Origin of the sequence: Solidesulfovibrio carbinoliphilus subsp. oakridgensis (assembly GCF_000177215.2) — a bacterium.
GTDB classification, from domain to species: domain Bacteria; phylum Desulfobacterota; class Desulfovibrionia; order Desulfovibrionales; family Desulfovibrionaceae; genus Solidesulfovibrio; species Solidesulfovibrio carbinoliphilus.
Map to the genome: position 1 here is coordinate 1,545,630 of NZ_CM001368.1, position 25,905 is coordinate 1,571,534.

Consider the following 25,905-nt stretch of genomic DNA (forward strand, 5'->3'; position numbering starts at 1 on the left):
ACGGGACGCAACCGGAGGCAGCCATGCGCGTGCTGATTGTGGAAGACGACCTGGAGGCCGCGGCCTACATGGTCAAGGGGCTCAAGGAATCGGGCTATGTGGTGGACCATGTGGCCGACGGCCGCGAGGCCCTGTACCGGGTGGCGGCCGAGGCCTACGACGCCGTGGTGGTGGACCGGATGCTGCCCGGCGTCGACGGGCTGACCATTGTCCGCACCATGCGCTCGGCCGGGAACCTGGCGCCGGTGCTGATCCTCTCGGCCCTTGGCGACGTGGACGACCGGGTCAAGGGGCTCAAGGCCGGCGGCGACGACTATCTGGTCAAGCCCTACGCCTTTGCCGAGCTCCTGGCCCGGCTGGAGGCGCTCTTGCGCCGGGGCCGGGCCGACGCCCCGGACACCACGCTTAAACTCGCGGACCTGGAGATGGATCTGGTCGGGCGCACGGTCCGGCGCGGCGGCAAGCCCATCGAGCTCAAGCCCAAGGAATTCGCCCTGCTCGAATACCTCATGCGCCACGCCGGCCACGTGGTCACCCGAACCATGCTTCTCGAAAACGTCTGGGACTACTCCTTCGATCCCCAGACCAACGTCATCGACGTCCACATCAGCCGCCTGCGCCAGAAGATCGACAAAGGTCAGGACAAGCCGCTGCTCTCCACCATCCGCGGCGCCGGATACAGCCTGCGTGATTCCAACTAAGCTCCTGCGGTCCTCGACCCTTCGCCTGTCGATCCTGCACATGGCCGCCTTCGGCCTGTCGGTGCTGGTCTTGCTCGGGTTCATCTACACCTCCACGGCCGGGTTCATGGAACGCCAGACCGACGAGACCATCAACGCCGAGATCCAGGGCCTGGCCGAACAGTACAGCCAGCTTGGCCTGACAGGCCTCATCCGGGTCATCAAGTCGCGCGTGGCCAAGGACAAGGCCGGATCGAGCGTCTATCTGCTGACGGACTGGAAGTTCAATCCCCTGGCCGGCAACCTCGGCGAATGGCCCAAATTCAAGGACACGGGCTCGGGCTGGTTCGACGCCACCCTGGAGGACACGGAAAATTTCGAGCCCAGGCGCGTGCGGATGCGCTATTTCCTGCTGCCCGGCAACTACCACATGGTGGTCGGGCGCGACGTGTCCGAGCGGGTCAAGGTCGAGCGGCTGATCATGGACGCCCTCGTCTGGGGCCTGGCTCTGACCGTGGTCCTTGGCGGCGTGGGCGGCCTCCTGACCAGCCGCTGGATGCTCAAGCGCATCGACGTCATCAACAAGGCCAGCCGCGAGATCATGCACGGCGAACTGACCCGGCGCATCCCGACCCGGGGGGCCGGCGACGAGTTCGACCGCCTGGCCGAGAACCTAAACGCCATGCTCGACCAGATCGTCAGGCTCATGGACGGCGTCAGGCAGGTCTCCAACAACATCGCCCACGACCTGCGCGGCCCCTTAAACCGCATCCGCTCCGGCCTCGAGATGTCGCTCGCCCGCATCCGGACCGAGGAGGAATATAGGGCCGTGCTCGAGCAGACCATCGCCGAGATCGACGGGCTGCTCATGACCTTCAACGCGCTTTTGACCATCGCCCAGGCCGAATCCGGGGCCAGGCGGCAGGACTTCACGGACGTCGACCTGACCGGCCTGGCCGGGGACGTGGCCGAACTCTACGAGCCCCTGGCCGAGGAAAAGGACCTCGCCTTCCACGTGGCCCTGGCCCCGGGCGTGACCGTGCCGGGGAACCGCCACCTCCTGTCCCAGGCCCTGGCCAACCTGCTCGACAACGCCGTCAAGTACACGCCCGCCGGCGGCGCCATCACCGTGACCCTCGGCGCGCCCTCGACCGGCCCGGAACTGGCCGTGGCCGACACCGGGCCCGGCATTCCGGCCGAACACCGCCACGTGGTCCTCGAACGGTTTGCCCGCCTGGAATCGAGCCGCAACACGCCGGGCAGCGGCCTGGGCCTGTCCCTGGTGGCCGCGGCCGCGGGCCTGCACCAGGCCGAGCTGCGCCTGGAAGACAACCACCCGGGCCTTCGCATCACCCTGGCCTTCCCGCCGGCTCCGGCCTGAGTCCGCGCCCCAACCTCCCAACTGCCCGGGATCGCGGCCTTTCTCGACCATCGGCCCGTCCCCTGTCCGGCCCGTCGAAGGACGGCGCGGCAACCGGCGCAAGTTAAATTTTCGTTCATATTCCGGCAAGGCCGACTCCATGATCGTTTTCTATCACGTATCCATCGGTTGAAGCGAAACGGCCCGCCGCGACGCCATCAGCCGGTCAGCTCCCTCTTTTTCGTTTTGCCGCCCGGATGGTCCCTCCCGTCCGAAACGGTTGAAAGGTCGCTCTCCCCCTCCTTGAACAGAGCCCCCGCTCCCCGGCGGGGGCTTTTGTTTTCCGACCCGGCGTCTTTCCCTAACCAGAATTCATGGAGCGGCCATCCCGGCTTCATGGGAGGGGGCTATCTTCCCTTCCGACGGCGAAACGGCTGTTTCCCCCTCCGGCCGGGCCGTCACCCGCCCCTTTGCCGATACCCATGGCCTGGCGGTCCTCCTCCCGCCCACGCTGTGGTCACCCCTCCTCGGACAGAGCCCCCGCCTCGGCGGGGGCTCTCATTTGGCCAGGGGAAAAAGGGGAATCGGGCATTCCTAACCAGAATTCATGCACCGGCCATGCCCACTCCATGATCCCGCCCTATCTGTTATCCAACGGCAAACGGGGCTTCCCCTCGAGCTCCCTGCCGCCACCCTGAGCCGGTTTGGCGCGCACCACGCCAGAACGGCCCACAAAACTCTCTCCTCCCTCCTTGATCGGCCCCCGCTTCCCCGGCGGGGGCCACTTTTTTGGCCTCCGTCCAAGGGCGGCAGGCCAGCCCGACCCGCCGGCCGGCTCGCGTCGCGACCAGGGGAAAGCACCTCCTTTTCAGGAATAACCAGCGAAGATGCTTATTTTCAATGGTCGTGGCCCTAGGCGGAAATGAACTTTTTCACCACGCTCTTGATGGTCTCGTGCCGGTCGAACACTCCCCGGATCCGGGCCGTGTTTCTTTCGCCGAAGACCTGCTGCATCCGGGCGAGCTTGCGGACCCTGTTCCGGTAGGCGGGCAGTTTTTCCAGCACGGTCTGCAGGCTCGTGGCCGTGTAGTCCATGTCCAACGCGACGGCCCGCTCGAGGGCCTTGGCCACGTTTTGCTGGACGTCGTCCATGTGGGGAGCGAGTTCCGAGGTGCCGAAAACCAGGTTGCAGGAGGCCCGGATGCCAAGCGAATGGCACAGTTCCACGTAGCCTTCGATCTGGCGGTAATTGAGGGCCTGGATGACGAAATTCGAGCCCGTGATCTTCACCTTGAGGCGTCCCGCGTCGCGGTGGGCCACGAACCGCTTGATGTTGACGAGCACCTTCTCGAAATCGGCCCCCCGGCGGACGGCGTTGTAGACCTCCGGGGTCACGCCGTCGAGGGAGAAGATGACCCGGCCAAGCCGCAGGTCCGCCAGCTTTTCCAGCACCGCCTCGGTCAGGACCGTGCCGTTGCTGATGGTCGAGAGGTAGAGGTGGCGCTGGCTTTTGACCGCATCGCTGAAAATGATGTTGCGGCTCGATTTGCAGAAAAACGGTTCCCCGCCGGCCACGAACAGCTCGTGGAGAAACGGGAGCAGGGGCTTTATTCCCTCGAAATAACAGGGATCGACCTCGCCGTCGTAGCGCTTCTCCATCTTGCACATCCGGCAACGGATATTGCAGACATTGGTCGGAAAAAGGGCGAGGCTCAGCGGCTTGGCCGTGCTTTCGGCCCTGCGGTTGGCGAGGTCCGCCACGGCCTGCTGGAGATTGTCCAGGAACGGGGCTTCGAACGCCTCGTATTCCCAGTCCTCATAGCCGAGAAAGGTGTCCAGGGGGAAGTGGGCGACCTTGCAGTCCCGATGGCAGCTGGAGCGGTTTCCCTCCAGCAGGTCCTGCCTGATCTGCAGCGCCTTGGGCGAGTTCCAGACGTCAAGCAGTCGGCTGGTGTTTTCCTTGTCCACCGTGCCGATGTCCTTGTCGAGCCAGGCGCAGAACGTGTACTCGCCGGTGACGTCCTTTTCGGTCAGCCTGATCCAGGGGTAGGTACAGGGCACCAGCTCCTTGCTGTTGAGTGTCTGGAGCGCTTTTATCTGTTCCGATGTAAAGCCCTTCCCGCCGGTATTCATGGACCATCTCCCTTGCGGCTCTCGCCTGCGCTACGTGGCCAATTGTTTCACACCTTCCTTCCGCCCCACTGAGAACAACAAAATGCCGCCGTCATAGATCCGAGCCCTTTGCGCGCCTCCCGGCCGGCGCCCTTTTTTCCCCACCGGTTCTGCGGCCGATGGTTCCCGCCTCGGTGCCGCTCCATGCAAATGCCCGGCCAAAGGCCTCCCTGTCCAAGGCACCGGCCTTTGGCCTCTGGCAGCCTGACGAAAAACGGTAGCGGGAGAGGCGGGTTTCTTGAGCCTCCCTCTCGGAAATCCACCTGGGCCGGCGACACGGCACTGCATCGCCTCCTTCCCGGGACGTGAAAATGCAGCGTACGGACAGGACAGCCGGAGCACGCACCCTTCTTCCTCTATAGAATAGAAAACAGGGCCGCTCAAGCCCCATTTGGAAAAATTGCGGTTTCTCGTTCCCCATTGCCTTTTCCTGGACCGGCTATCCGAAAAAAACGCATTGCCTCTTTCGCCGGCCGGTGTATGCACGATACGAGTCCCTTCCCTCGTTGCCGGAGGAGGGACGGCATAGGCCGACGCGGATGCGGACCGGCCCGCCGCCGGATGAGGAGGAACGCTTCATGGACTTTCCGCAATGGCAGGCCTTCCTGACGGCCCACGGCCTGTTCGCCGGGCTCGATGCGGCCATCCACGCCTTTCTCGGCCACGGCATCGCCACGGGGGTCTTCTTCTGCCTCGTCCTGACCGGACTGGCGGGTTCCCTGCGGGGCGACCCACGGTGGGAACGCTTCGCGGCCGACGCCGCCTTGGCCACCGCCCTTGGCCTCGGCGGGTGCGGCGTGGTGGCCGGAGCCGGCATCTGGCTCGCCAGCGGAGCCGCCCCGCCCCGGCCACCGGCCGCCATGCTGCGTCTTTATTTCTGGCCCTGGCTCCTTAACTGGATCGCCTTCGTGGCCGAGGCGGCCCTGCTCCTGGCCGGCTGCCTCGCGTGGCGGGCCGTGCGCCACACGAAACGCCGGGTCCTCCCTGCCGCCTTTGCCCTCCTGGCCGTTCCGGCGGCCGGCCTGGTCCTGGCCTGGCTGCTTGCCGGCCCGCTTGGGCCGCCGACGGAGCCGGGCCGGTGGCCTCGCGGCCAGGATCTCGGCCAGGCCCTTCTCGACCCCGGCCTGTGGCCCCGGATCCTTGTCCGTCTTTTCGGCGGTCTGGCCCTCGGGGCCGGCCTCGTCTCCGGGCTCCTTCTCTGGAACAGGGGGCGGGCTTCGGACGCGGGCCGGGACTTCCGGACGGATGCCCTGCGTCTCCACGGCCTGGGGCTCCTCCTTTCCACTGTGGCCGCGGCCCTGGCGGTACGCGCCTATTGCGGCAGTCTCCCTGCCCAGGCCCGGGCCGACGCCTTCTTCGCCGCCCTCGCCTTCCACCCTGCCTATGCCCGGGTCTTCTGGGCCACGGTCGCCACCGGGCTTGGCCTCATCCTTCTCCTGGCCCTGGCCAATCTCGCCGGCGACCGGGCCCTGGCCAGGGCCGTGGTCGTTCCGGCACTCATCGCGGCCTTCGCCCTGACCGCCGGATTCGAGCGCGCCCGGGAATTCCTGGCCGCGCCCGGCCGCCGGGCGCACGCCGTCTACGCCGCCCAACCGGCCGATACGCGCCCGGCGGCATGGGAGACCGCGGCCGGGGGCCGGCACCTTTTCTGGCCGGCGGTCCGGCCGGTCCCGGACCGCCGGCCCACCGAGGCCGAAGCGATTTTCGAACGGGCCTGCGGCCCCTGCCACGCCGTCGGCGGCCCGGACGACCTCCGCGCCGGCCTGGCCGGCCGCTCCCGGGCCGACATCGCGGCCATCGCCGGGCGCGCCCCGGAAGTGGCCCCCTGGCTGCCGTTTGCCGCCGGCAACGACCGGGAACGGCTGCTCCTCGCCGGCCACCTCGTCTCCCTGGCCGGTCAGCCCCCGGCCCTGTCCTCGTCCCCATCCTTCCCGACCGCCGCCGTGGCCGCGAGCCGGTAAGGGTCCCGGCGGGGCCCTGCCCCCATCCCCCCTGCGGGGAACTCCCCGCTTCCCAGCCCTCCCACCCCCGCCGACCGCCTCGCCCTGCGGGTCTTTCCCCGCTGTGGCCGGGGCCGAGCCCCCAGGAAGGCTTCAAGAGTGTAAAGGAAGGCAACCAGCCGTCGAGCGGCCTTACAAGAAAGGCGGCCGAAATTTTTATTTTCAAATAAAGTCAATAAAAACAAACCAATAATCTCGGCACACTAGTTGCTAGGGGCCAAGAGAGCATCAACACGCAGGAGGTGGATCATGCGGTACATTTTCAAGTTTCTGGTAGCGGTGATGGTCCTTGCCATGGCGGCCCAGGCCCAGGCGAGCTTTATTCTGGACTTCAGCCAGTTCACGGGAGGATCGGTTGTCAACAGTGCCGACCCGCTCAGCAGCGTCTCCTTTGCGACATCCTCGACGATTTCGCAAAGTCTCGGCGCCGACGGCGTCCTGTCCGTGGGAGATCCGTTCACCCAGGCCGCCCTGTCCGACTATTCGACGGGCTATACCGACGCCCTGACCAACATATTCACCGTCACCCTCGGCGGCGGGCAACTGCTCACCATCAAGGCTCCCGTTCTGACGGGTGTCCTGACCGCGAGCGGCGGGACCCCCGGTTCCTTCTACTATCTCTACAACGTCCCGGCTTCCGGCATTGAGATCATCTACTCCAACCCCTCTATCCCGCTCGGCACCCAGATCGGCACTGCCACCCTGATCGCCCCGAGCGGCGGCCTCAACAGCGACTCGATCAACGGCGTGTTCAACACCGGCACATTCCATCTTTTCGCGGACATAAACACCCTGACCTCCGGCATCTTCAAGTCCGCTGACGGAACCGACCTTGCCTCCTACCTGACCGACGGCTATATCGTGCGGGCGGAGCTGGCCGGGCATATCAACCTGACCAGTTCCTCGATCAACGGCAGTGACCCGAACAATCCCATCATCAATGCGAACTTCACCAACGGCGGGGAATTCAGCATCGCCGCCACCCCGGAACCCGGTACCATGCTGCTCATGGGCCTTGGCACCCTGGGTGCCGCCGTCATGCGCCGGCGCAACCGTGCCCGCAGCTGCTAGTTCCGGCCGACATCCTTTGACCGGGGCTGCCTCGCGCAGCCCCTTTTTTATTGCGGCGCGCCGCCTCCCCCGCTCCACCAGGCCGCCGCTTTCGCAAAAGGAGAAGCCATGCGCGAAACGGTTTCCTCACCACCGGACCTGGCCGCCTTTTTCCGGGAAGCCCCGGGCATCGTCGGCCCCGGGCACGTCCTCGACGACGCGGCCGCGCTCGGGCCGCTTGCGGAAAACACCCTCGGCCTGCACCGTCCCCTGGCCGCGGCCGTCTTCCCGGCCACGGCCGAGGAGGTGATGGCCCTCGTCCGGCTGGCCTGCGCGACCGGCACGCCGCTCTATCCCGTCAGCCGGGGCCGCAATGTCGGCTACGGCGACAGAAGTCCGGTTCTCCCCGGCCAGGTCCTCCTCGAGCTGTCGCGGATGCGCGCCATCCGCGACTACGACCCGAGGCTTGGGACCGTGGTGGTGGAGGCCGGCGTCTCCCAGCAGGATCTTTACGATTTTCTGGTGCGGGAGCACGCGCCCTACTGGATGGACGCCACCGGGGCCGGGCGCGAGGCCAGCATCGTCGGCAACGCCCTGGAGGGCGGATTCGGCCACACGCCCCTTGGCAACCACCGCGAGGAATTCACCGACGCCGAGGTGGTCCTCGGCAACGGCGACCGCATCCGCACCGGCCTGTTCCCGGGGTTCGGCCCCGACCTCAAGGGGCTTTTCGTGCAGTCGAACTTCGGCGTGGTGACGGCCGTGCGCATCCCGCTTTTGCCCAAGCCCGAGCGGTTCGAATCCTTTGTCCTGCGCTGCGACGCCCCGGACGGCCTCGGGCCCATGATCGAGATCCTGCGCCGTCTGCGCCAGGAGGGTGTGGTTCGAAGCTGCGTGCACGTGGCCAACCCGGTCCGCTACCTCATGTCGTCGCGGCTTTGCCCGCCGGAGTTCCGGGACCGGGTCGTCGGAGATCTTGACGCCATGCGGATCATGTCCTCACGGCTCCTGCCCGTCGGCTACTGGAACGCGGCCGGCGGCCTCTATGGCCTCAAAAAAGTGGTCGCGGCCCACGGCAAGCGCCTGAAGGAAGCCTTCCGGGGCGTGGCCACGGTCAGGCGTTTCAGCGACGCCCGCCTGGCGCTCCTCGATCGGGCCATGGCCGGCCTTGGCGCACTGGGCCTGTCCGGGGCGGAAAAAATCCGCGAGTCCCTGGAGTCCTTTCGGCACATCCACGCCCTCATGCAGGGCGTGCCCTCGGACGAGGCCTACCGCAACATCCTGTGGCGGGTGGCCCGGCCCGAGGACCTGGGGCTCCTCTGGTTCGCGCCGACGGTTCCGGCCACAAACGGCGCGGCCGGGCGCCTGGCGGCCCTGGCCGGACCCCTTTTCGCGGCCCACGGCTTCGAGATGCCGCTCACCCTGACGCTGGTGACGGCCGAGCGGCTGGTCGGCATCCTCAATATCGTCTTCAACAGGCGCGACGAGGCCGAAAAGGCCCGGGCCCACGCCCTCTACCAGGCCCTTCGCGCCGCTTTTGCCGCCAGCTCCATCCCCACCTACCGATCCTCGATCCTCGGCATGGAAGGCCTGCGCCACCCCGATCCGGCCATGGGCCGGACCCTGTCCCGGCTCAAGTCCGTTCTCGACCCGTGCGACATCCTGGCCCGGGGCCGCTACGGCATCGGCCTGCCCGGGGCGGCGGACGAGCGGGTGGGCAGGTCCAATCCGGGGTAGGCGTAGCGCAGTACGGCGTACTGGGCCCGGGAAAGGCCGCGCAACAGGTCCGGCCGGGCCTCCAGAAGCTTTTGGAGAAGCTCGTCGGGAAGGGCGGCGGTCTTTTGGGCGCGCAGGCGGTGGAGGCCCGTGGCCTGGGAATGGAGGTTTCCCCGGGTGAAAAAGGCGTGCAGGTTGGTGTCGAAATCGGAGGCCCCGTAGATTTCCTGCAAGGCCGTACCGATGCGCCGCATGTCGACCTGCAGGGCCACGGCCGGTGCCCCGACCTTCTCGTAGAACCGCTCCTCCCCCAGGGAATCGAAAAGGAAGATGGAGCGGTAGAAGTTGACGTGCTTGGGATTGACCGTGATGCACAGGTCATCGATGTCGGCCAGGACCGCATACTGGAAGATGGCCTTGGCCAGGAACATGACGATGTTTTGTCCCCGCCGGTCCAGACGGGTGACCAGGGACCCGATCTCCGCTATCCTGCGCCCTTTTTTCCGCAAAGCCCGCAGCTCGGTCCCGTAGAGTTCGTCCATGGGCAGGCCGAACTCCGGCGAATCCGGAATGAACGTCATGGAGGCCAGGACCTTCACGTAGGATTTGAAAATGAAGACGCAGGTCTTCGGCAGCAGGTTGTGGATGCCGAAATGGAGCCGCGACGGGTCTTCCCGGTCCAGATAGCCGGATTTGAGGTAGACGTTGTGGAGCAGGGTGAAGGCCTGGACGTACTCGTCGGTCGTTTCGGCTATCTTGAGGCTCGGCCGGTCGAGCTTGTCGAGCTTGGCGTCGAGCAGGGTCGACCGCCGGATGCGGATGGTCTGCCGCAGTTCAATGCCGTCGCGAGGTCTTGCTACCATAGATTCCCACATCCGTTGCCGTCCGTCCACCGGCCGGGCCGCTCGGGCCGGCTCCGCGTTCTTTGACGGAGTATTCGTGAAGCAATAATCATTCCAGGCTTCCGGGCGCGTCTGACGGTTTTCCGGTTTCGTTTCATTCAAACAGTCATGCCTCCTGTCCTTCTATACCAAAAAAAGAAAAAATAATTTCCACTGTAAATTCCAGAGAATTGACTCTTGCCTTTTCCACAAACTCTGGCACTATGCAATCGTCAGATTCTTATTCAACCCTTTAACCCTTCTTTTCATTGTTGTTTTACAAAAGGAGAACTGACTATGCGCACCTACCCCATTTCTTGCGCACTGGCGGCAGCAGCGCTTGGCCTCATCCTGGCCCTTCCCACAGCCGCGATAAGCGGTAGTGGCGACAATGCCAACCGTCCGTCCTTGAACAGCGACAACCAGCCCGGCGGCTCCTGGAGCACCTCGGGCAGCGGCACGCAAGACACCACCGGCAGCGGCTCCGGCTACGGCGCTTCCCGCCAGCAGCCCGGCACGTCCGGCGTGCCCGGCGACATGCGCAACATGGACGGCAAGTCCAACCCCAACCGCACCCAGGGCGACAGCGGCGGCGGCTCCGGCACGGTCACCGGCACGGGTAACGCCGGCGGCGGTTCCGGGCAGCCTGTGACCGGCGACGGCAACATCGGCGGCAGCGTCGGCGGCGGCGGGGGCGGCACCACCTCCGGCTCCGGCGGCAGCTCGGGCGGCGCCGGCTCCTAGAACCGGCCAGCGCCACCGCGTGTGGAAACGCGGCCCCACGCCCATGCCATGGCCCTGGCAACAGGCCACTTCGGCCCGCCAGGGCCACGGGACTCGGACGCACAGGTCCGGCTCGGACATGGAGAGGAAGCGGCACAGGCAAAAAAAGGATGGAAATGGACCGCACTCTGGTGCAGGAATGGAGCATGGCCCCCGAGACAGGAGTTCCATCACCCTGCCCAACTCCAGCCGGGGGTCCGGCCCTGCGGCCGGGCCCCTCAACAAGGAGGAACGTCCATGCGCAGCACCCTGGCCTACTGGCTGCTTTTGCTCCTGACCGGCGGTTGCGCCTGGCTCGTTGCGGCCAGGGCCTTTGCCGTCACGGCCGAAGACCTGAAACCCAGACAGGGGGAAGAGGTCGCCACCTTTGCCGGCGGCTGCTTCTGGTGCACGGAGGCCGATTTCGAGAAGGTCCCGGGCGTCATCCGGGCCATTTCGGGCTTTTCCGGCGGCAAGGAGGTCAACCCGACCTATGAGGAAAATTCCGCGGGCAAGACCGGCCACCAGGAGGCGGTACAGGTCTTTTTCGACCCCAAAAAGGTCAGCTACGCCGACCTGGTCGAATATTTCTGGCGGCACATCGACCCGACCGACGCCGGCGGGCAGTTCGTGGACCGGGGCAGGCAGTACCGCTCGGTCATCTTCTGCCACGGCGACGAGCAGTGCCGCATCGCCGAAGCCTCCAAAAAGCGGCTGGCCGCCTCCGGCGTCTTTGGCGCCAAGCCCATCGTCACCGAGATCCGGCCCTACGAGAGCTTCTATCCGGCCGAGGACTACCACCAGGACTATGCCGCCAAAAATCCGGTACGCTACCGCTATTACCGCTGGGGTTCGGGCCGGGACCAGTTCCTGAAAAAGACCTGGGGCGACAGCCCGGCCGCCGCGGCCGCCAAGTCCGACCCGGCCACGCCCACGCCGGCCGGGCCGTCCCCCGTGCCCCCGCCCAGAACCTTTGCCAAGCCGGGCCCGGCCGAACTCAAAAAACGGCTGACCCCCATGCAGTTCGAGGTCACCCAGCGCGAAGGGACCGAGCCGCCCTACAAGAACGCCTACTGGGACAACAAGGCCGACGGCATCTACGTGGACATCGTGTCCGGAGAGCCGCTCTTCAGCTCCAAGGACAAGTACGACTCGGGCACGGGCTGGCCGAGCTTCACCAGGCCCCTTGAGCCGGGCAACATCGTCGAGCGCGAGGACCGCCACCTCTTTTCCCAGCGGACCGAAATCCGAAGCCGGTACGCCGATTCCCACCTGGGCCACGTCTTCCCGGACGGCCCCCCGCCGACCGGCATGCGCTACTGCATGAACTCCGCCGCCCTGCGCTTCGTGCCCAAGGCGGACCTGGAAAAGGAAGGCTACGGCCAGTACGCCAAGCTGTTCCAGTAGGGGAGAAGAATCGGGGCGCTGCCCCGAACCCCGCTGGGGGGAATGATTCCCCCCAGGCCCCCCCGACTTGGAAACGCGAACGGCCGGTCCTTGTTAGGACCGGCCGTTCGCGTTTCCAGGACAGGGGGTTCGGGGGGGATGATCCCCCCCGACGGGGTCTGGGGCAGCGCCCCAGTCTTCCTCCCCCTAGCGGCCGGCGGCGACTTGGTCGCCGGTGAGGCCGAAGCGGCGGGAGCGGGTCTGGTAGTCGGCCAGCACGGCGTCGAGTTCCGCGGGCGTGAAGTCGGGCCAGAGGGTGTCGGGAAAGGCGAATTCGCTGTAGGCCGACTGCCACAGCAGGTAGCCGGACAGGCGCATTTCGCCGCTGGTGCGGATGATGAGGTCGGGATCGGGCTGGCCGGCGGTGTAGAGGGCGGCCGCAAGCCGCTCCTCGGTCACGTCGCCCGGGGCCACGCCCTGGGCCACGAGGTTGCGGCAGGCCCGCAGGATCTCCTCGCGGCCGGAATAGTTGAGCGCGAGATTGAGGGTCATCTCGGTGCAGTGGGCCGTCTTGGCGATGACGTGGGCCAGCACCTTGCGGGTGGCCAGCGGCAGGTCGGCCATTTCGCCAAGGACCTGGAACCGGATGGATTGGGTCAGGAGCGTGTCCAGTTCCCGGGTCAGAAACCGCACGAGCAGGTCGAAGAGGAACTTGACCTCGTCGGCCGGCCGGCCCCAGTTCTCCTTGGAGAAGGTGTACAGGGTCAGGTGCCGGATGCCGAGTTCCCGGCAGCGGGTGACCACGCCGCGCGCGGCCTCGGTGCCGGCCCGGTGCCCTTCGCTGCGGGGCAGCCCGCGCATGGTGGCCCACCTCCCGTTGCCATCCATGATGATGGCCACGTGGCGGGGAAGCGTCTGGCTGTCTGCCACTAGATCTCCATGATTTCCTTTTCTTTTTTCGAAAAGGCCTCATCGGTCTTGGCGATGTAGCCATCGGTCAGCTTCTGCACGTCTTCCTGGCCCTTGTGCTGGTCGTCCTCGCTGATCGCCTTGTCGTTCTTCTTTTTCTTGAGGGCCTCGTTGGCGTCGCGGCGGACGTTTCTGATGGCGACCTTGGCCTCTTCGGCGTACTTCTTGGCCACCTTGGCCAGGTCCTTGCGGCGGTCCTCGGTCAGCGGCGGAATCGAGATGCGGATGATCTTGCCGTCGTTGACCGGGGTGAGGCCGAGGTCGGACTTGAGGATGGCCCGCTCCACGTCGTTGAAGGCCTTGCGGTCCCAGGGCTGGATGGTGATGGTCCGGCTGTCCGGGGTCGAGACCGACGCGATCTGCTCGAGCGGGGTGACCGAGCCGTAATATTCCACGCGCACGCCGTCGAGCAGGCTGGTGGTGGCCCGGCCGGTGCGCAGGCGCGCGAATTCCTTGTCGAGGACCGACAAGGCCTTTTTCATCCGGTCCTCGGCTTCGGTAAGTACTTCACGCATGTCATTCGCCTCCTTTGACCACGGTGCCGACCGGTTCGCCGGCCAGCACCCGGGTAAGGTTGCCCGGGGTGAACATGTTAAAGACCACGATGGGCAGGTTGTTGTCCATGGCCAGGGTGATGGCCGTGGCGTCCATGACCCGAAGCCGCTTCCCGAGGACGTCCATGTAGGTCAGTTCGTCGAATTTGACGGCATCGGCGTGCTTGACCGGGTCCTTGTCGTAGACGCCGTCGACCTTGGTTCCCTTGAGGATGGCCTCGGTTTTGAGTTCCATGGCCCGAAGCGCCGCGGCCGTGTCCGTGGTGAAGTACGGATTGCCGGTGCCGGCGGCGCAGATGACCACCCGTCCCTTTTCCAGGTGCCGCAATGCCCGGCGGCGGATGTAGGGCTCGCAGACCTCCTGCATGGTGATGGCCGACATGACCCGGGTGGACATGCCCTGCTTCTCCAGGGCCTCCTGCACGGCCAGGGCGTTTAGGACCGTGGCCAGCATGCCCATGTAGTCGGCCGAGGCCCGGTCCATGCCGGCGGCCTGGTCCGAGACGCCCCGGAAGATGTTGCCGCCGCCGATGACCAGGGAGATCCTGGCCCCGGCCGCGGCCGCCTGGGCGATCTCCCGGGCGAAATTGGTGATGGTCTGGTTGTCGATCCCGAAAGGACGCCCCCCGGCCAACGCCTCGCCGCTTATCTTAAGCAAAACCTGGGAAAACCGCAAATTCGACATGGAGCACCTCGTGAGAAGGAGTGGACGGAAACCAGGGGGAACGCCGGCGGGCCGACACCGTACCCCAAAAAAAACGGGCCTTTCGGCCCGTTTTCCGGTCGGTGCGCGACGGCCTAGGCGTCCTCGCCCAGGGCCATGCGCGTAAAGCGCCCGATCTGGACGTTCTCGCCGAGAACGCCCACGAGCTCGTTTAACAGATCCCTGATCGAGACCTTGTCGTCCTTGATGAACGGCTGGTCGAGCAGGCAGATTTCCTTGTAGAACTTTTTGACGCGGCCATCGACGATCTTCTCGGCAATGGCTTCGGGCTTGCCCTCTTCCATGGCCTGGTGCTTGAAGATCTCTTTTTCCTTGGCCAGCATGTCGGCCGGGACTTCTTCCGGGCCGAGGCAGACGGGATTGGCGGCCGCGATCTGCATGGCCACGTTTTTCGCGAACTCCTGGAACCGCTCGGACCGGGCCACGAAGTCGGTCTCGCACTTGATCTCGACCATCACCCCGATCTTGCCGGTGGAGTGGATATAGGAGCCAATGACGCCCTCGCTCGTGGCGCGGCCGGCCCGCTTCTGGGCCTTGGACAGGCCCTTCTCGCGCAGCCAGGCGACGGCTTTTTCCTCGTCGCAGCCGCACTCGGCCAGGGCCTTCTTGCAATCCATCATGCCCGCGCCGGTCTTGTCGCGCAGGGCTTTCACGGAACTGGCGGTAATATCGGCCATGGGGAGGTCCTCCTAGTCTTCGGTGGTTTCGGAAGCGGTTTCAGGAGCGGCCGGCGCAGGGGCGGGCGCGGCAGGGGCTTCAGCGGCGGTCGCGGCCTCAGGCTCGGACTCGGGCAGCTGGTCCTTGTCGAAATCCGGCTCCGCATCCTTGTTCTGGGCAGCACCCTCGAGGCAGGCCTCGGCGATGCTGGTGGCGAAAAGCTTGATGGCCCGGATGGCGTCGTCGTTGCCCGGGATGACGTGGTCGATGACGTCCGGATCGCAGTTGGTGTCGACCACGGCCACGATGGGGATGCCGAGCTTGCGGCATTCCTGGACCGCGATCTCCTCGCGCTTGGGGTCGATGATGAACGCGGCCTGGGGCAGGCGGTCCATGTTCTTGATGCCGCCAAGCGTGGCGTTGAGCTTCTCCACCTCGCGGCCCATCATGACGATTTCCTTTTTGGGGAACTTCTTGATGGAGCCGTCCTCGAACATGCGCTCGAGGTTTTTCAGGCGGTCGATGCTCTTCTTGATGGTCTGAAAGTTGGTGAGCATGCCGCCCATCCAACGGTTGGTGACGAAAAACTGTCCGGCGCGCTCGGCTTCCTTTTTCACCGACTCCTGGGCTTGGCGCTTGGTGCCGACGAAGATCACGCGGCCGCCGCCGGCCACGATGTCGGCCACGTAGTCGTGGGCCTTCTGGTAGAGTTTGACGGTCTGCTGGAGGTCGATGATATGGATGCCGTTTCTGGCGCCGAAAATGAACGGGCGCATCTTGGGGTTCCAACGGCGGGTCTGGTGCCCGAAGTGGACGCCGGTCTCCAGAAGCTGTTTCATGGTCACGTAAGGCATGGGGACTCCTTGGGTTTTCCCTCCGCTTCGCCGGCGAGCCACCGGACCGTCCGGCACCCAAGTCAGGGGCGAAGCGTGTGTGTTTGACGAACAGCGGCTTGTAGTCCGGTTCAGGGAAAAAGGCAAGCCCCGAACCTCGGAAAAATCCACCCGCCCGGCACCGGGCGGCAGCCGGCAAGGCGGGCGGCGTCGGGAGGAAACGGCCGGGAGGCGGCCCGCTATTGCAGGGGTGCGGCCTCGGCCTCGGCCAGGACGGCGTTGATGAGCACGCCCACCTCGTCGATTTCCACCCGGACCTCGTCGCCCGGGGAGAGGGCCCCGCCGCCGGCCGGGGAACCGGAGAGGACCACGTCGCCGGGCAAAAGCGTCATGATGGAGGAGACGAAGCTCACCAGGGCCAGGGGACCGACCACCATGTCGCCGGTGCCCTCCTCCTGGACCAGACGGTCGTTGATGCGAAGGCGCAGGCCGAGGTCAGACGGGTCGGCCACGGTGGTCTCGATCCAGGGGCCGATGGGGGCAAAGGTGTCAAACCCCTTGGCCCGGCCAAGGGGCTCGTCCAGGCCGCGCAGGTCCCCGGCCGTGACGTCGTTGGCGCAGCTGTAGCCGAAAAGGCAGCGCAACACGTTTTCCGGGGCCACGTTACGACAGGTCCGGCCGATGACGATGGCCAGCTCGGCAAAGGCCTCGACCCGGCCGGCCGCCCGGGGCAGCACGATGCCCTGGCCGCTGCCGATGACGGCCGAGGGCGGCTTCAAAAAAAGCATGGGCGCGTCGGACGGGTCGCGGCCGAGTTCCCGCAACCGGCTGCGGAAATTGCCCGCCGCGCAGACCACCTTGGACGGCGACACCGGCGGCAGGACCTGGAGTTCGGCCAGGGGAATGGGGTCCGGCAGGCCGAGCGACCGGTCCAGGCAGCGCACCGCGGCCTCCTCCAACAGGAGTTGTCCGTAAAACGTCGCCCCGCCCCGGCGCACACGCAGCACTTTCATGGTCCAGGGCCTCCTTGCGGCGGCCTCCGGGCCGCCCGCGAACCGCTCGAGCTTCGTGTTCCCAGCGTTCGCGCAGACATGTTTTCGCGAACCCGGGCAAGAACAACACCTATTCTCCCAAAACCCGGCGCATTTTCGAGGACGCTACAGGGTGATGACCAGGGGCACGACCACGGGATCGCGTTCCAGGACCTTGCGGAAAAAGCGGCGCAGGGCCGAGCGGATGCGTTCCTTGAGCAGGTCGGACTGGCCCGGAGGCACGTTTTCGTAGATGTCGAGCACGATGCACTTGGCGTCTTCCAACACGTGGCTGTAGTGCTGCTCGAAGACGAAGCCCTTGGACAGGATGTTGGGGCCAAAGGTCAGTTCCCCGGACTTCTCGTCCACGACCATGACCACGATGACGAGCCCCTCGCCGGCCAGGAGCTGGCGTTCCTTGAGCACCGTCACCCCGACGTCGCCGACACCCTTGCCGTCCACGTAGATGTGCTCGACCGGGATCGGGTCTTCGAGCCGGATGAGCCCGTTTTTGAAGGTGACGGGCTGGCCGTCCTCGATGACCAGGGCCCGCTCCGGGGCCACGCCGCAGTCCACGGCGATGCGGGAGTGCTTGACCAGGTGGCGGTATTCGCCGTGGACCGGGATGAAGAACTTGGGGGCCACGGTTTCGAGCATGAGCCGCAGTTCCGCGCCGTGGGCGTGGCCCGAGGCGTGGATGGCCTGGACCCGCTCGTAGAGGACCTCGGCCCCGAGCTTGTAGAGGCGGTTGATGAGCCTGGTTATGGCCCGGACGTTGCCCGGGATGAATCGCGAGGACAGGATGACCGTGTCGCCCTTGTGGACCTTGATCTGGCGGTGCTCGCCGTAGGCCAGGCGGGAGAGGGCCGAAAGCGGCTCGCCCTGGGAGCCGGTCACGAGCAGGACCACCTGGTGGTCGGGCAGGCCCGGCAGGTCGTCGAGGCTGGCCTCGGTCCCTTCGGGCACGCGCAGGTGCCCCAGGTCGCGGGCGATCTCGATATTGGAAAAAAGGCTCTTGCCCGAGACCGCGACCTTGCGGCCCGTGGCGTGGGCCAGGTCGTAGACCTCCTGCATCCGCTGGATGTGGCTGGAAAACAGCGTGACCACGATCCGCCCGGGGGCGTCGGTGAAGATGTCGGCCAGGGCGGATTTGATCTCGCGTTCGGTCAGCGCGAACCCGTCGCGCTCGGCATTGGTCGAGTCGGACATGAGGAGCAGGACGCCGGGCTCGGCAAAGGCCTTTATGGCCGGCAGGTCGGTGGCGTGGCCGTCCATGGGATTGCGGTCGATCTTGAAGTCCCCGGTGTGGACGATCCGGCCGGCCGGCGTCTCGATGCCCAGGGCATACCCGTGGACGATGGAGTGGCAGACCGGAAAGAAGGTGATCCTGAAATCGCCAAGCGTGAGGGTCTGCCCGCCGGAGACCGGCTCGAACCGGGTGAATTCCTTGAGGCTGTGCTCGTCGAGCTTCTTGGCGGCCAGGGCCAGCGTGAACTTCGAGCCGTAAAGCGGCGCGTCGCAGGACCGCATGAGCCACGGCAGGGCCCCGATGTGGTCCTCGTGGCCGTGGGTCAGGATGATGCCCTTGAGCTTGTCCTTGTTGGCCAGGATGAAGTCGAAGCGCGGAATGACCACATCGATGCCGAACAGGGAATCGTCCGGAAACATCAGGCCGCAGTCCACGACGATCATGGAATCGCCGGACACCAGGGCCATGCAGTTGAGACCGATCTCTCCGAGGCCGCCGAGGGGATAGAGGGTCACGGCGGACGTTTGATTCATGGGCGCATCTCCTGGTAGGCCCCATCCATGCGGGCCCAAAGGTCGTTTTTAAAAGCTTCACGCTCCTTGAGCGTGTACGAGGCGTGAGGATCGAAGGGGGGCAGGGCCCGCACGGTCACGACACCCGGCCGGACCCGGCGGCCGTGCTTGGACAAAAGCGCTCCGGACCCGGTGACGATGACCGGGGCGACCTTGGCCCGGCACTTGAGGGCCACGATCATGCCACCGGTCTTGAACTCGCCCAGGCGGGCATAATCGAGGGACCGCGTGCCTTCGGGAAAAACCAGCAGCCCGATGCCCCGGGAGACCAAATCCGCGGCCTCCTGGATCGACTCCATGGCCTTGCGCCGGTTTTGCCGGTCAATAGCCACGTGCCCCATGCGGCGCATGGCCGGGCCGAAGACGGGGATGGCGAAAAGGCTTTCCTTGGCCAGGAACCGGAAGTTGTACCGGGAAAGGGCGGCAAAGAGAATCGGAATATCCATGTGGCTCTGATGGTTGGCCATGAAAATATACACGCCCTCCGGGTCCAGGGCCGCAAGATCGGCCTCGACGCGCACCCCGGCGCACCACAGAAGCGCCCTGGCCCACTGGCACTCGCACCAGTGGGACAAACGGCCGTCCGAGCCCACGCGGGCGAAAAGCCAGCACAGGGCGCTGAAAAAAAAGGTCAGGGGCACCACGCAGAGCGTAAAAAGAAGGGATCGGATCATGCTGTCTTCTTCCGTGTCTTCCATGCTCCGGCCGGGGGAAAAGGCCGGGCGGCTTCGCATAGTAGTGGCGGCGGCTGAAAAAATCCAGCCTCGCGGCGGGCCTGGCGATCTTTCCGGCCCTGCCGCCAGCCTTGCATCGGTTTTTCTTTTTTGGCAACACCCGTTTCGGCGGCCCGGCTTCGCGGCCGGACGCAAAAGGGCGTGCCATGAAAAGAGGCCTCGTCGACGACGATCCTCGTGCACGCGTCACCCTGTCGCCACCCGGTCGCGTTACGGAGCATGCGCCTGGGAGGACAACGGCCACGACGGGTTGGAGCGTTTCCGGACAGCCCTGGACGCGGGACCTTCCTTTGACCTGGCCCTTGGGGTTGATCTGACACGGTTTCTCCTCCTTTTTTTTCAAAAAGGATTTTACAACGCCACAAAGAGCGGATACCCCTGGGCTATGGTCCCCTGTTGCGCCACGCGCCCCAAAGGCGCGAGGCCATTCCCAAAGGAGGGTTTTCATGTCGCTGAAAAAAAAGCTTCTGAAAAGCAAGCCCATCTGCAAAGTGACCTTCGTCCTGTCCAAGGAACAGGCCAGGGACGCGAGCAACGTCCATCTGGTCGGCGAGTTCAACGGCTGGGAAGTGGGCGTCGCGGCCATGCGCAAGCAGAAAGACGGCTCCTTCACCGCCACCCTTGACCTGCCGACCGGCCGCGAATACCAGTTTCGGTACCTGATCGATGGGGAGATCTGGATCAGCGACCCCGAGGCGGACAAGTACGCCTTCAGCCCGTTTGGCGACTGCGAGAATTCCGTGATCACGGTCTGAACCGCGCCTTCGCGAAAAACGCCCGTTTTTCGCGGCAAGCGAGAAGTCCCTTCGCGTGCCCGCGCACGGCAAGAGGAGGGAATCTTCCCGGGCGCACGGCCGGCCGACCCTCGCGGACGGCCGCGTCAGCGGATTTCGGGGGCGTTTGCGGCGGTTTCCGCCGACGCGGAGCCTTGGCCTCGCGGCCCTTCCCCGGACCCGCGCATGGCCCCCCGGATACCCACCGTCTGCTGCATCCACTCCGGCCTCGGGCCGGCCTTCGAGCGCCTCGGCGCCCGGGTCATGCACCTCTCCCCGCCCCAGGGCGCGGCCAGCCTGCCCGAACTCCTGGCCACGCTCCCCGAACCGCCGGACCTGGTCCTCCACCAGGAAAACCTGGGCTGCCGGCTGGTCCTGACCGATCTCGACGCCGCGCCCTGCCCCACCCTGTTCTGGGCCCTGGACCCGCACCTCAATTTCTTCTGGCAACGCCCGTATGCCCGGCTTTTTTCCGCCGTGGCCACCACCCAACCCCACCTGGCCGAAGCCTTTGCCCAGGCCTGCCCGGGCCGGACCGCCTGGGTGCCCTGGCATGGCCGGGCCCGGCCCCTGGCCCCCTTTTCCGGCCGGACCACTCCCCTGGCCTTCGTCGGCCGGCTCAGCCGACAGCGCCCGCGCCGGCGCTGGTTTGCCGACCACCTGGCCCGCTTCGGCCTGACGGTGCGCCAGGACGCCTTTGGCGAAGCCCTGGCCGCGGTCTACGACGCCGCCCGCCTGGGGCCCAACGAATCCATCGCCGGCGAGATCAACCTGCGGCTCTTCGAGGCGGCCTCCAGCGGCTGCCTGCCCGTGTCCGAACGCCAGCCCGAGGCCGTGGCCGAACTCTTCGTCCCGGACCGGGAGGCCCTCTACTACGACGATGTGCTGGAACTCGACGACCGCCTCCGCTTCGCCCTGGCCCACCCCGGGCTGACCGAAAAAATGGGCCGGGCCGCCCATGCCGCCATAAACGCCCGCCACCTGCCCGAACACCGGGCGGAGAGCCTCTGGGCCCTGGCCGAAACCGCCACCACGGGGGCGCGCGGCCCCGAGGCCCGGGCGGCCGAAGCCCTGACCCTCTACCACCTGCGCCGGGCCGGCCACCTGGCCCTGCCCCGGGACATGGTCTGGCGGCGGCTGTCAGCCGCGCCGGACACGCCGGAGATCATGGCCGCCCGCATCCAGATGGGACTCACCGGCGGCGACCGCGAGGCCGTGCTGCGGCTGGCCGGGCTGTGCCTGTCCCGGCCGGAGCTGGCCCGGGACCCGGTCGTGGGCGCGGCCTGCGCCCTGGCCGCCTGCCGCCTGGGCGAAGTCGAGGTAGCCAAGCGGGCCTATGTGGCCGTGATCGGGGCCACGGGCCGGCGCGATGCCCCCCGGCTGGCCGGCGAACGCGACTACCTGCTCTTTTTCGCCGACACCCTGGCCGCCGCCGGCTTCCTGGCCGCGCCAGGCATGGTCTTTGACCCGAAAATCCACCTGCCGGACAATGCGGCCCAGTGCCTGTTCGCGGCCCGGGACCTCTGTCCCGGGGATCTCGAGATCGAACGGCGCCTGGAAGCGCTCCTGCGCCGCCTGCCCGGCACGTCCGTTACGCGGGTGGGGCTTCTCTCCCGTTTGACGCTCCACAAGCCCGACGACTGGTCGCTCGGCCTGGAACTGGGGCTGGCCAATTTGCAGGCTTTCCGGCTGGAGGCGGGCCTGGAGGAAATCCGTCTGGCCGGGGCCACGGCCGCGCGCCAGGGCCAGGACGCCCGCTTCGCCCGCCGCCTGGCCCTGGCCGACCCGGCAGGCAGAATACGCAAGGCCTTCGCCCAGGAAACCGGGACTCCACCCCGGACCCCGCCAGGGGAATGATTCCCCCGGGCCCCTCCACGGTTTACAAACGTCCCCCTCTCCCAAGGCGGCAAAAGTGCGATCGGTCCCATGAACAGAAAACGTGTCCCATCCCCACCACGCCCGGGGGGTCCGGGGGGGGTGGAAAATCCCCCCCGGCCGCCGGAGGCATGTTCCCCATGCGCATCGTCCACTTTTCCCTGACCCCCCTGGCCGGGATGCCGGTCCGGCTGGCGGCGGCCCTGCGGCGGCACGGGGGCCTGGACGCCCGGCTCGTGGACGCCACCCGGTTCGGGCTTTTCGGCCAGGACGTGGTCTTTGACGAGACCCCCGACCTGGCCGTGGCCCTGGCCGAGGCGGCGGACGTCATCTGCCTGCACAACTACCTGGGGCTGGCCTCGACCGCGTTTGCGCCCATCGACTTCGCCGCCCTGGCCCGGCGCGGCGCGGCGGTCCTCCGCCAGTTCCACAGCACGCCGGAGCTGGTGGCCGGGACCATGGGCATCCCCACGGCCGCACTGCTCGCCGATCCCTTGCCGTCCCTGGTCATTGCCCAGTACCCGGAGCGGCTGTACCCCCGGGCCATGGTGGTGCCCAATTTCGTGCCCGAGGACGAGGACGCCTACCGGCCGGCCGCCGGGCCGCCGGATGTGGACGTCTTTTTCAGCCACACCAAGACGGTCGGGGCCTTCGAGGACCGGTGGAACACCAAGGCCGCGCCCGAGGTGACGGCCCTGCTCGCCGACCTCCACCGGCGCCAGGGGGTCACGGCCGACATCGCGACCGGCGTGCCCCTGGCCGAGGCCCTTGGCCGCAAACGCCGGGCCAGGCTCGTAGTCGACGACCTGGTTTCCGGCAGCTACCACCTGACGGGCCTGGAAGGCCTGTCCATGGCCAAGCCGGTCCTGTCTTACCTCGACGGCCGGTGCCTGGAGCTTTTGGCCGCCTTTGCCGGCACGGCCAAGTGCCCGTTCGTCAACGTCCGGCTGGAGGACGCCGGCCCGGCCCTCCTGGCCCTGCACGCCGATCCTCTTGCCGCGACGGACATCGGGGCCCTGGGCCGGGAGTGGCTGGTCGAACACTGGAGCGCCGCCAGCCGGGTGGCGTATTATGTGGACGCCTATGAACGGCTCCTGCGCGACCCGGCGCTTGTTTCCCGGCAGCCGGAATTCTCCCTGGACGGGCCGGGCCGGCGATTTTTCGCCGTTGCCCTGCCCGAGGCCATGCACGAGGCCCGAAAGACGGCCGCCCTCCGGGCCGCCCTCCTGCCGCCGCCCTATGCCTCGGGCCGGAACTTTTTCCCCTGGCGCATCTCCCGCAAGAGCCACTTCGCCGCCTTCACCCCGCCGCCGGAGCTGGCCTTTCGCGACGCCGGCCTGGCCGACCTCAAATATTACCAGCACCTGCTCGCCTGGCATGTCCTCTCCGCCAGCCTGCCCGAGGGCGCCCGGGTTCTTGAAATCGGCGGCGGGGACTCGCCCCTTGGCCGGGTGCTGGCCAAGCGGTTCGACTACACCAACCTCGATCCCCTGGCCGGGGCCGGCAATGGCCCGACCGGCCCGGCGGCCGCGCCGCCGGGCCGGCTGGTCCGGGCGGCGCTCGGCGACTTTTCCCCGCAGTTGGCCGACCGGTCCTTTGACGCGGTCGTTTCCGTCTCGGCCCTGGAGCATGTGCCCGAAGACCCGGCCGTCTGGCGCGGGCTGGCCGACGACCTGTCCCGTCTCGGCCGGCCGGGCTCCTTCCACCTGCACCTTTTCGACGTGGTGGCCCGGCCGGACGGTCCCTGGACCAGCGGCTTCCTGCCCTATCTTCTGTCGCTGCTCGGCCGCCGCGACGAGCTGACCCCCTTTGCCGGCCTGGAGGGCGACCCGGACTGGCATTTCCTGGGAAAGGCCGCCTACGACCGCAACTGGCGGCCCGTGACCGGCCAGCCCTTTGACGCCTTTGGCCGGGCCTTTTCCTGGAACCTCTTTTTCACGGCCGAAGAGCTGCCGCCCCCTTGCGAGGACGCGGCCCACGCCACGGTCACGCTTCTCGGCGCGGACGCCGCCGCCTCCCTGGCCCTGCCGATCATCCTGGTACGGAAAAAGCTTCCCGCCATCCGGCTGGTCACGCCGTCTCTCGACCAGGCCGCCTTCCTGCCGGCCGCCCTGGACAGCGTGCTGTCCCAAGGCTACCCGGCGCTCGAATACGTGGTCCACGACGGCGGCAGCACCGACGGCTCGGCCGCCATCGTCCGCCGGGCCTCCCGGCATCTGCACTCTTGGCGGTCCGGTCCGGACGGCGGCCACTACCCGGCCGTGGCCGCAGGTTTTGCCGGGACCGGCGCGCCCATCCTCGGCTGGCTCAATGCCGACGACCTGCTCCACCCCCTGGCCCTCATGAAGGTCGCCGACACCTTTCTCGCAGACCCGGGCAGCCAGTGGATCACCGGCCGGCCCACGGCCTTTGACGCCTCAGGCCGGGTCACCTGGGTCCGGCCCGACCTGCCGGACTGGTCCCCGGACGTCTTTTACAAGGGCGATTTCCGGGCCTTCATCCAGCAGGAGTCCACCTTTTTCAGGCGCGAGCTGTGGGAAGCGGCCGGGGCCGGATTTTGCAACGACTTCCGGCTCGCCGGCGACTTCGACCTGTGGCTGCGGTTTTTCAAGCTGGCGCGCCTTCGCACCGTGGACCGGCTCCTCGGCGGCTACCGGCGCCACGGAAGCAACCGGGCCGTTCTGGGCCGCGACCGGTATCTGGCCGAGGTCCGGGCCAGCCTCGACCGGCACCAACCCTTTTTTGACGCAAGGAAGAAACACCCATGAACATCGGCGCCCTGGTGCCGGCCCGGCTGGGGTCCCGGCGGCTGCCGCGCAAGAACATCCTGCCCTTTCACGGCCGGCCGCTCCTGTGCCGCACCCTGGACGTGCTGCTTGATAGCAACGTCTTTTGCGACGTCACGGTCTCCACCGAAAGCGAGGAGGTGGCCGCCGTCGTCCGCGAGCACTACCCGGCCGGCGACGTTGCCGTCCTCATCCGGCCAGACAGCCTCGCCGGCGACGACGCGCCGCTGGCCCGGGTCGCGGACCACTACATGGAAGCCCGGCCCCGGCTCCACTGGGGCGGCCTTTTCATGCCGACCTTCCCCTTCCGCCGGGCCGGCCGCCTGGTCGAAGCCGCCGCCGCCATCCACACCGGCTATCCCCTGCGCGTCCAGGCCGTGCGCCCGGAACAGCATTGGGACCAGGACTACTTTTTCCCCCACGGGGGCGGCTTCGCCCCGGTCTTCGCCGGCTTTCCCACCCTCCTTCGCTTCTCCTCCACCAGCTACATGCTCTGGCGGCGCGAGACGCCCCAGTGCACGGCCATGCGCCTGGGCTACCGCCTGAGCGAACGCGAGCACCGCCTCCGTATCGACCTAGAGGAGACCGTGGACATCGATACCCCGGCCGACCTCGACCTGGCTCTCCGCTTGGCCGCCGGGGCCCGCCTCACCCAGACGCCCGTCGCCACCCGGACCCACGGCCCCTGGTTCGTCCAGGCCCCGGCCACGGCCACCGACGCCGATGTCGCCGCTTTCCTCGACTGGCTCGGCCCCGACCTCCTGGCCGATCCGACCGCCCCCCTGCTCCTCCTCCAAAAACCCGAACCGCCGCTCTTCACCGCCCGCCTGGCCATCGATCTGGCCGAGCTCCATTTCTTGAACCCCACCGCCCAGGACCACACCTGGTCGCCCCGCTACGTGACCACGGCCAATACCGCCCACTGCCTGCCCGTGTACCAGCAAAGCCCGATCTGGCGGCTCGTCGCCCGGGATACGCCACTTCTGGCCCCGCCCTGCCCCGTCAGCCGCGCCGGCCTCGGCCAGCCCATCGCGGCCGAGGAACGCCTCGTCCCGGCAGGCCGGGTCCGGTTCGTCGAGGACATGGCCGGGCTGCCGTTCTACCAGGGAGCGTACACGGTCGCAGGGTAAAACGAGGCCCC

Annotated in this window: 21 protein-coding genes; 11 read left to right on the plus strand and 10 right to left on the minus strand. The window is 67.1% G+C overall.

Translation table 11 applies throughout. From position 1 onward, the window contains the following. The first annotated feature begins 23 nt into the window (after nt 1–23). Both DFW101_RS06810 and DFW101_RS06815 read left to right on the plus strand, forming a co-directional pair. A complete protein-coding gene (locus DFW101_RS06810; RefSeq protein ID WP_009180772.1) occupies nt 24–701 on the plus strand; it encodes a response regulator transcription factor in 678 nt (225 codons plus the stop codon). Beyond that, nucleotides 688–2,061, plus strand: a complete 1,374-nt coding sequence (locus tag DFW101_RS06815; RefSeq protein WP_009180773.1) for a sensor histidine kinase — start codon at nt 688–690, stop codon at nt 2,059–2,061. The genes DFW101_RS06810 and DFW101_RS06815 overlap by 14 nt, the downstream gene beginning before the upstream one ends. Nucleotides 2,062–2,952: 891 nt before the next feature. Here the strand turns inward: DFW101_RS06815 and DFW101_RS06820 are convergent. Then, entirely contained in the window at nt 2,953–4,173 is a 1,221-nt protein-coding gene (locus DFW101_RS06820) for a radical SAM protein (RefSeq protein WP_009180774.1), read from the minus strand. Nucleotides 4,174–4,790: 617 nt separating this feature from the next. On the opposite strand from DFW101_RS06820, the gene DFW101_RS06825 reads away from it, so the two are divergent. From DFW101_RS06825 to DFW101_RS06835, 3 genes are all read left to right on the plus strand, one after another. Then, the gene (locus DFW101_RS06825; protein WP_009180775.1) at nt 4,791–6,173 is read left to right on the plus strand and encodes a hypothetical protein; all 1,383 of its coding nucleotides are present in this window, start codon (nt 4,791–4,793) and stop codon (nt 6,171–6,173) included. Nucleotides 6,174–6,461: 288 nt separating this feature from the next. Then, nucleotides 6,462–7,283, plus strand: a complete 822-nt coding sequence (locus DFW101_RS06830; protein WP_009180776.1) for a PEP-CTERM sorting domain-containing protein — start codon at nt 6,462–6,464, stop codon at nt 7,281–7,283. Nucleotides 7,284–7,391: 108 nt separating this feature from the next. Next, complete coding sequence (locus DFW101_RS06835; protein ID WP_009180777.1) at nt 7,392–8,999, plus strand: FAD-binding oxidoreductase; 1,608 nt, start codon at nt 7,392–7,394, stop codon at nt 8,997–8,999. Here the strand turns inward: DFW101_RS06835 and DFW101_RS06840 are convergent. After that, entirely contained in the window at nt 8,939–9,841 is a 903-nt protein-coding gene (locus DFW101_RS06840; protein ID WP_043642743.1) for an N-acyl amino acid synthase FeeM domain-containing protein, read from the minus strand. The two genes, DFW101_RS06835 and DFW101_RS06840, sit on opposite strands and share 61 nt — an antisense overlap. A gap of 315 nt (nt 9,842–10,156) precedes the next feature. Here DFW101_RS06840 and DFW101_RS20135 point away from each other — a divergent pair, with 315 nt between their 5' ends. Next, on the plus strand, nt 10,157–10,603 hold the full coding sequence (locus tag DFW101_RS20135) for a hypothetical protein (RefSeq protein WP_009180779.1): 447 nt from the start codon (nt 10,157–10,159) through the stop codon (nt 10,601–10,603). 276 nt (nt 10,604–10,879) lie between these two features. After that, nucleotides 10,880–12,028 (plus strand): peptide-methionine (R)-S-oxide reductase MsrB, encoded by a 1,149-nt coding sequence (msrB, locus tag DFW101_RS06850; protein ID WP_009180780.1) that lies wholly within the window; start codon nt 10,880–10,882, stop codon nt 12,026–12,028. 186 nt (nt 12,029–12,214) lie between these two features. On the opposite strand, the gene uppS is transcribed toward msrB, so the two are convergent. The 8 genes from uppS to DFW101_RS06890 form a co-directional block, all read right to left on the minus strand. Further along, a complete protein-coding gene (gene uppS / locus DFW101_RS06855; protein WP_232286229.1) occupies nt 12,215–12,895 on the minus strand; it encodes a polyprenyl diphosphate synthase in 681 nt (226 codons plus the stop codon). A gap of 41 nt (nt 12,896–12,936) precedes the next feature. Beyond that, on the minus strand, nt 12,937–13,491 hold the full coding sequence (gene frr, locus DFW101_RS06860) for a ribosome recycling factor (RefSeq protein ID WP_009180782.1): 555 nt from the start codon (nt 13,489–13,491) through the stop codon (nt 12,937–12,939). A gap of 1 nt (nt 13,492) precedes the next feature. Beyond that, nucleotides 13,493–14,215: a UMP kinase gene (gene pyrH, locus DFW101_RS06865; RefSeq protein WP_009109628.1), complete on the minus strand. Its 723-nt coding sequence runs from the start codon at nt 14,213–14,215 to the stop codon at nt 13,493–13,495. 113 nt (nt 14,216–14,328) lie between these two features. Further along, on the minus strand, nt 14,329–14,931 hold the full coding sequence (gene tsf, locus DFW101_RS06870; RefSeq protein WP_009180783.1) for a translation elongation factor Ts: 603 nt from the start codon (nt 14,929–14,931) through the stop codon (nt 14,329–14,331). A 12-nt stretch (nt 14,932–14,943) separates the two neighbouring features. Then, nucleotides 14,944–15,765 carry a 30S ribosomal protein S2 gene (gene rpsB / locus DFW101_RS06875; RefSeq protein ID WP_009180784.1) on the minus strand — a complete coding sequence of 274 codons (822 nt, stop codon included), beginning with the start codon at nt 15,763–15,765 and terminating at the stop codon, nt 14,944–14,946. Nucleotides 15,766–15,983: 218 nt separating this feature from the next. Then, nucleotides 15,984–16,757 (minus strand): fumarylacetoacetate hydrolase family protein, encoded by a 774-nt coding sequence (locus DFW101_RS06880; RefSeq protein WP_009180785.1) that lies wholly within the window; start codon nt 16,755–16,757, stop codon nt 15,984–15,986. Between the two features lie 144 nt (nt 16,758–16,901). Further along, nucleotides 16,902–18,557 carry a ribonuclease J gene (locus DFW101_RS06885; protein ID WP_009180786.1) on the minus strand — a complete coding sequence of 552 codons (1,656 nt, stop codon included), beginning with the start codon at nt 18,555–18,557 and terminating at the stop codon, nt 16,902–16,904. Next, nucleotides 18,554–19,270 carry a lysophospholipid acyltransferase family protein gene (locus tag DFW101_RS06890; RefSeq protein WP_198285081.1) on the minus strand — a complete coding sequence of 239 codons (717 nt, stop codon included), beginning with the start codon at nt 19,268–19,270 and terminating at the stop codon, nt 18,554–18,556. Before DFW101_RS06890 ends, DFW101_RS06885 begins: the two co-directional genes overlap by 4 nt. 506 nt (nt 19,271–19,776) lie before the next feature. Between DFW101_RS06890 and DFW101_RS06895 the strand changes: the two genes are divergently transcribed. The 4 genes from DFW101_RS06895 to DFW101_RS06910 all read left to right on the plus strand — a co-directional run bounded on the left by DFW101_RS06895 (nt 19,777) and on the right by DFW101_RS06910 (nt 25,894). Next, nucleotides 19,777–20,085, plus strand: coding sequence for an isoamylase early set domain-containing protein (locus DFW101_RS06895; protein WP_009180788.1), 309 nt, complete (start codon nt 19,777–19,779; stop codon nt 20,083–20,085). A gap of 204 nt (nt 20,086–20,289) precedes the next feature. Beyond that, nucleotides 20,290–21,960, plus strand: a complete 1,671-nt coding sequence (locus DFW101_RS06900) for a glycosyltransferase family protein (RefSeq protein ID WP_009180789.1) — start codon at nt 20,290–20,292, stop codon at nt 21,958–21,960. A gap of 158 nt (nt 21,961–22,118) precedes the next feature. Then, nucleotides 22,119–24,746 carry a glycosyltransferase gene (locus DFW101_RS06905; protein ID WP_009180790.1) on the plus strand — a complete coding sequence of 876 codons (2,628 nt, stop codon included), beginning with the start codon at nt 22,119–22,121 and terminating at the stop codon, nt 24,744–24,746. Beyond that, nucleotides 24,743–25,894 (plus strand): acylneuraminate cytidylyltransferase family protein, encoded by a 1,152-nt coding sequence (locus DFW101_RS06910; protein WP_009180791.1) that lies wholly within the window; start codon nt 24,743–24,745, stop codon nt 25,892–25,894. The genes DFW101_RS06905 and DFW101_RS06910 overlap by 4 nt, the downstream gene beginning before the upstream one ends. The last annotated feature ends 11 nt before the right edge of the window (nt 25,895–25,905 follow it).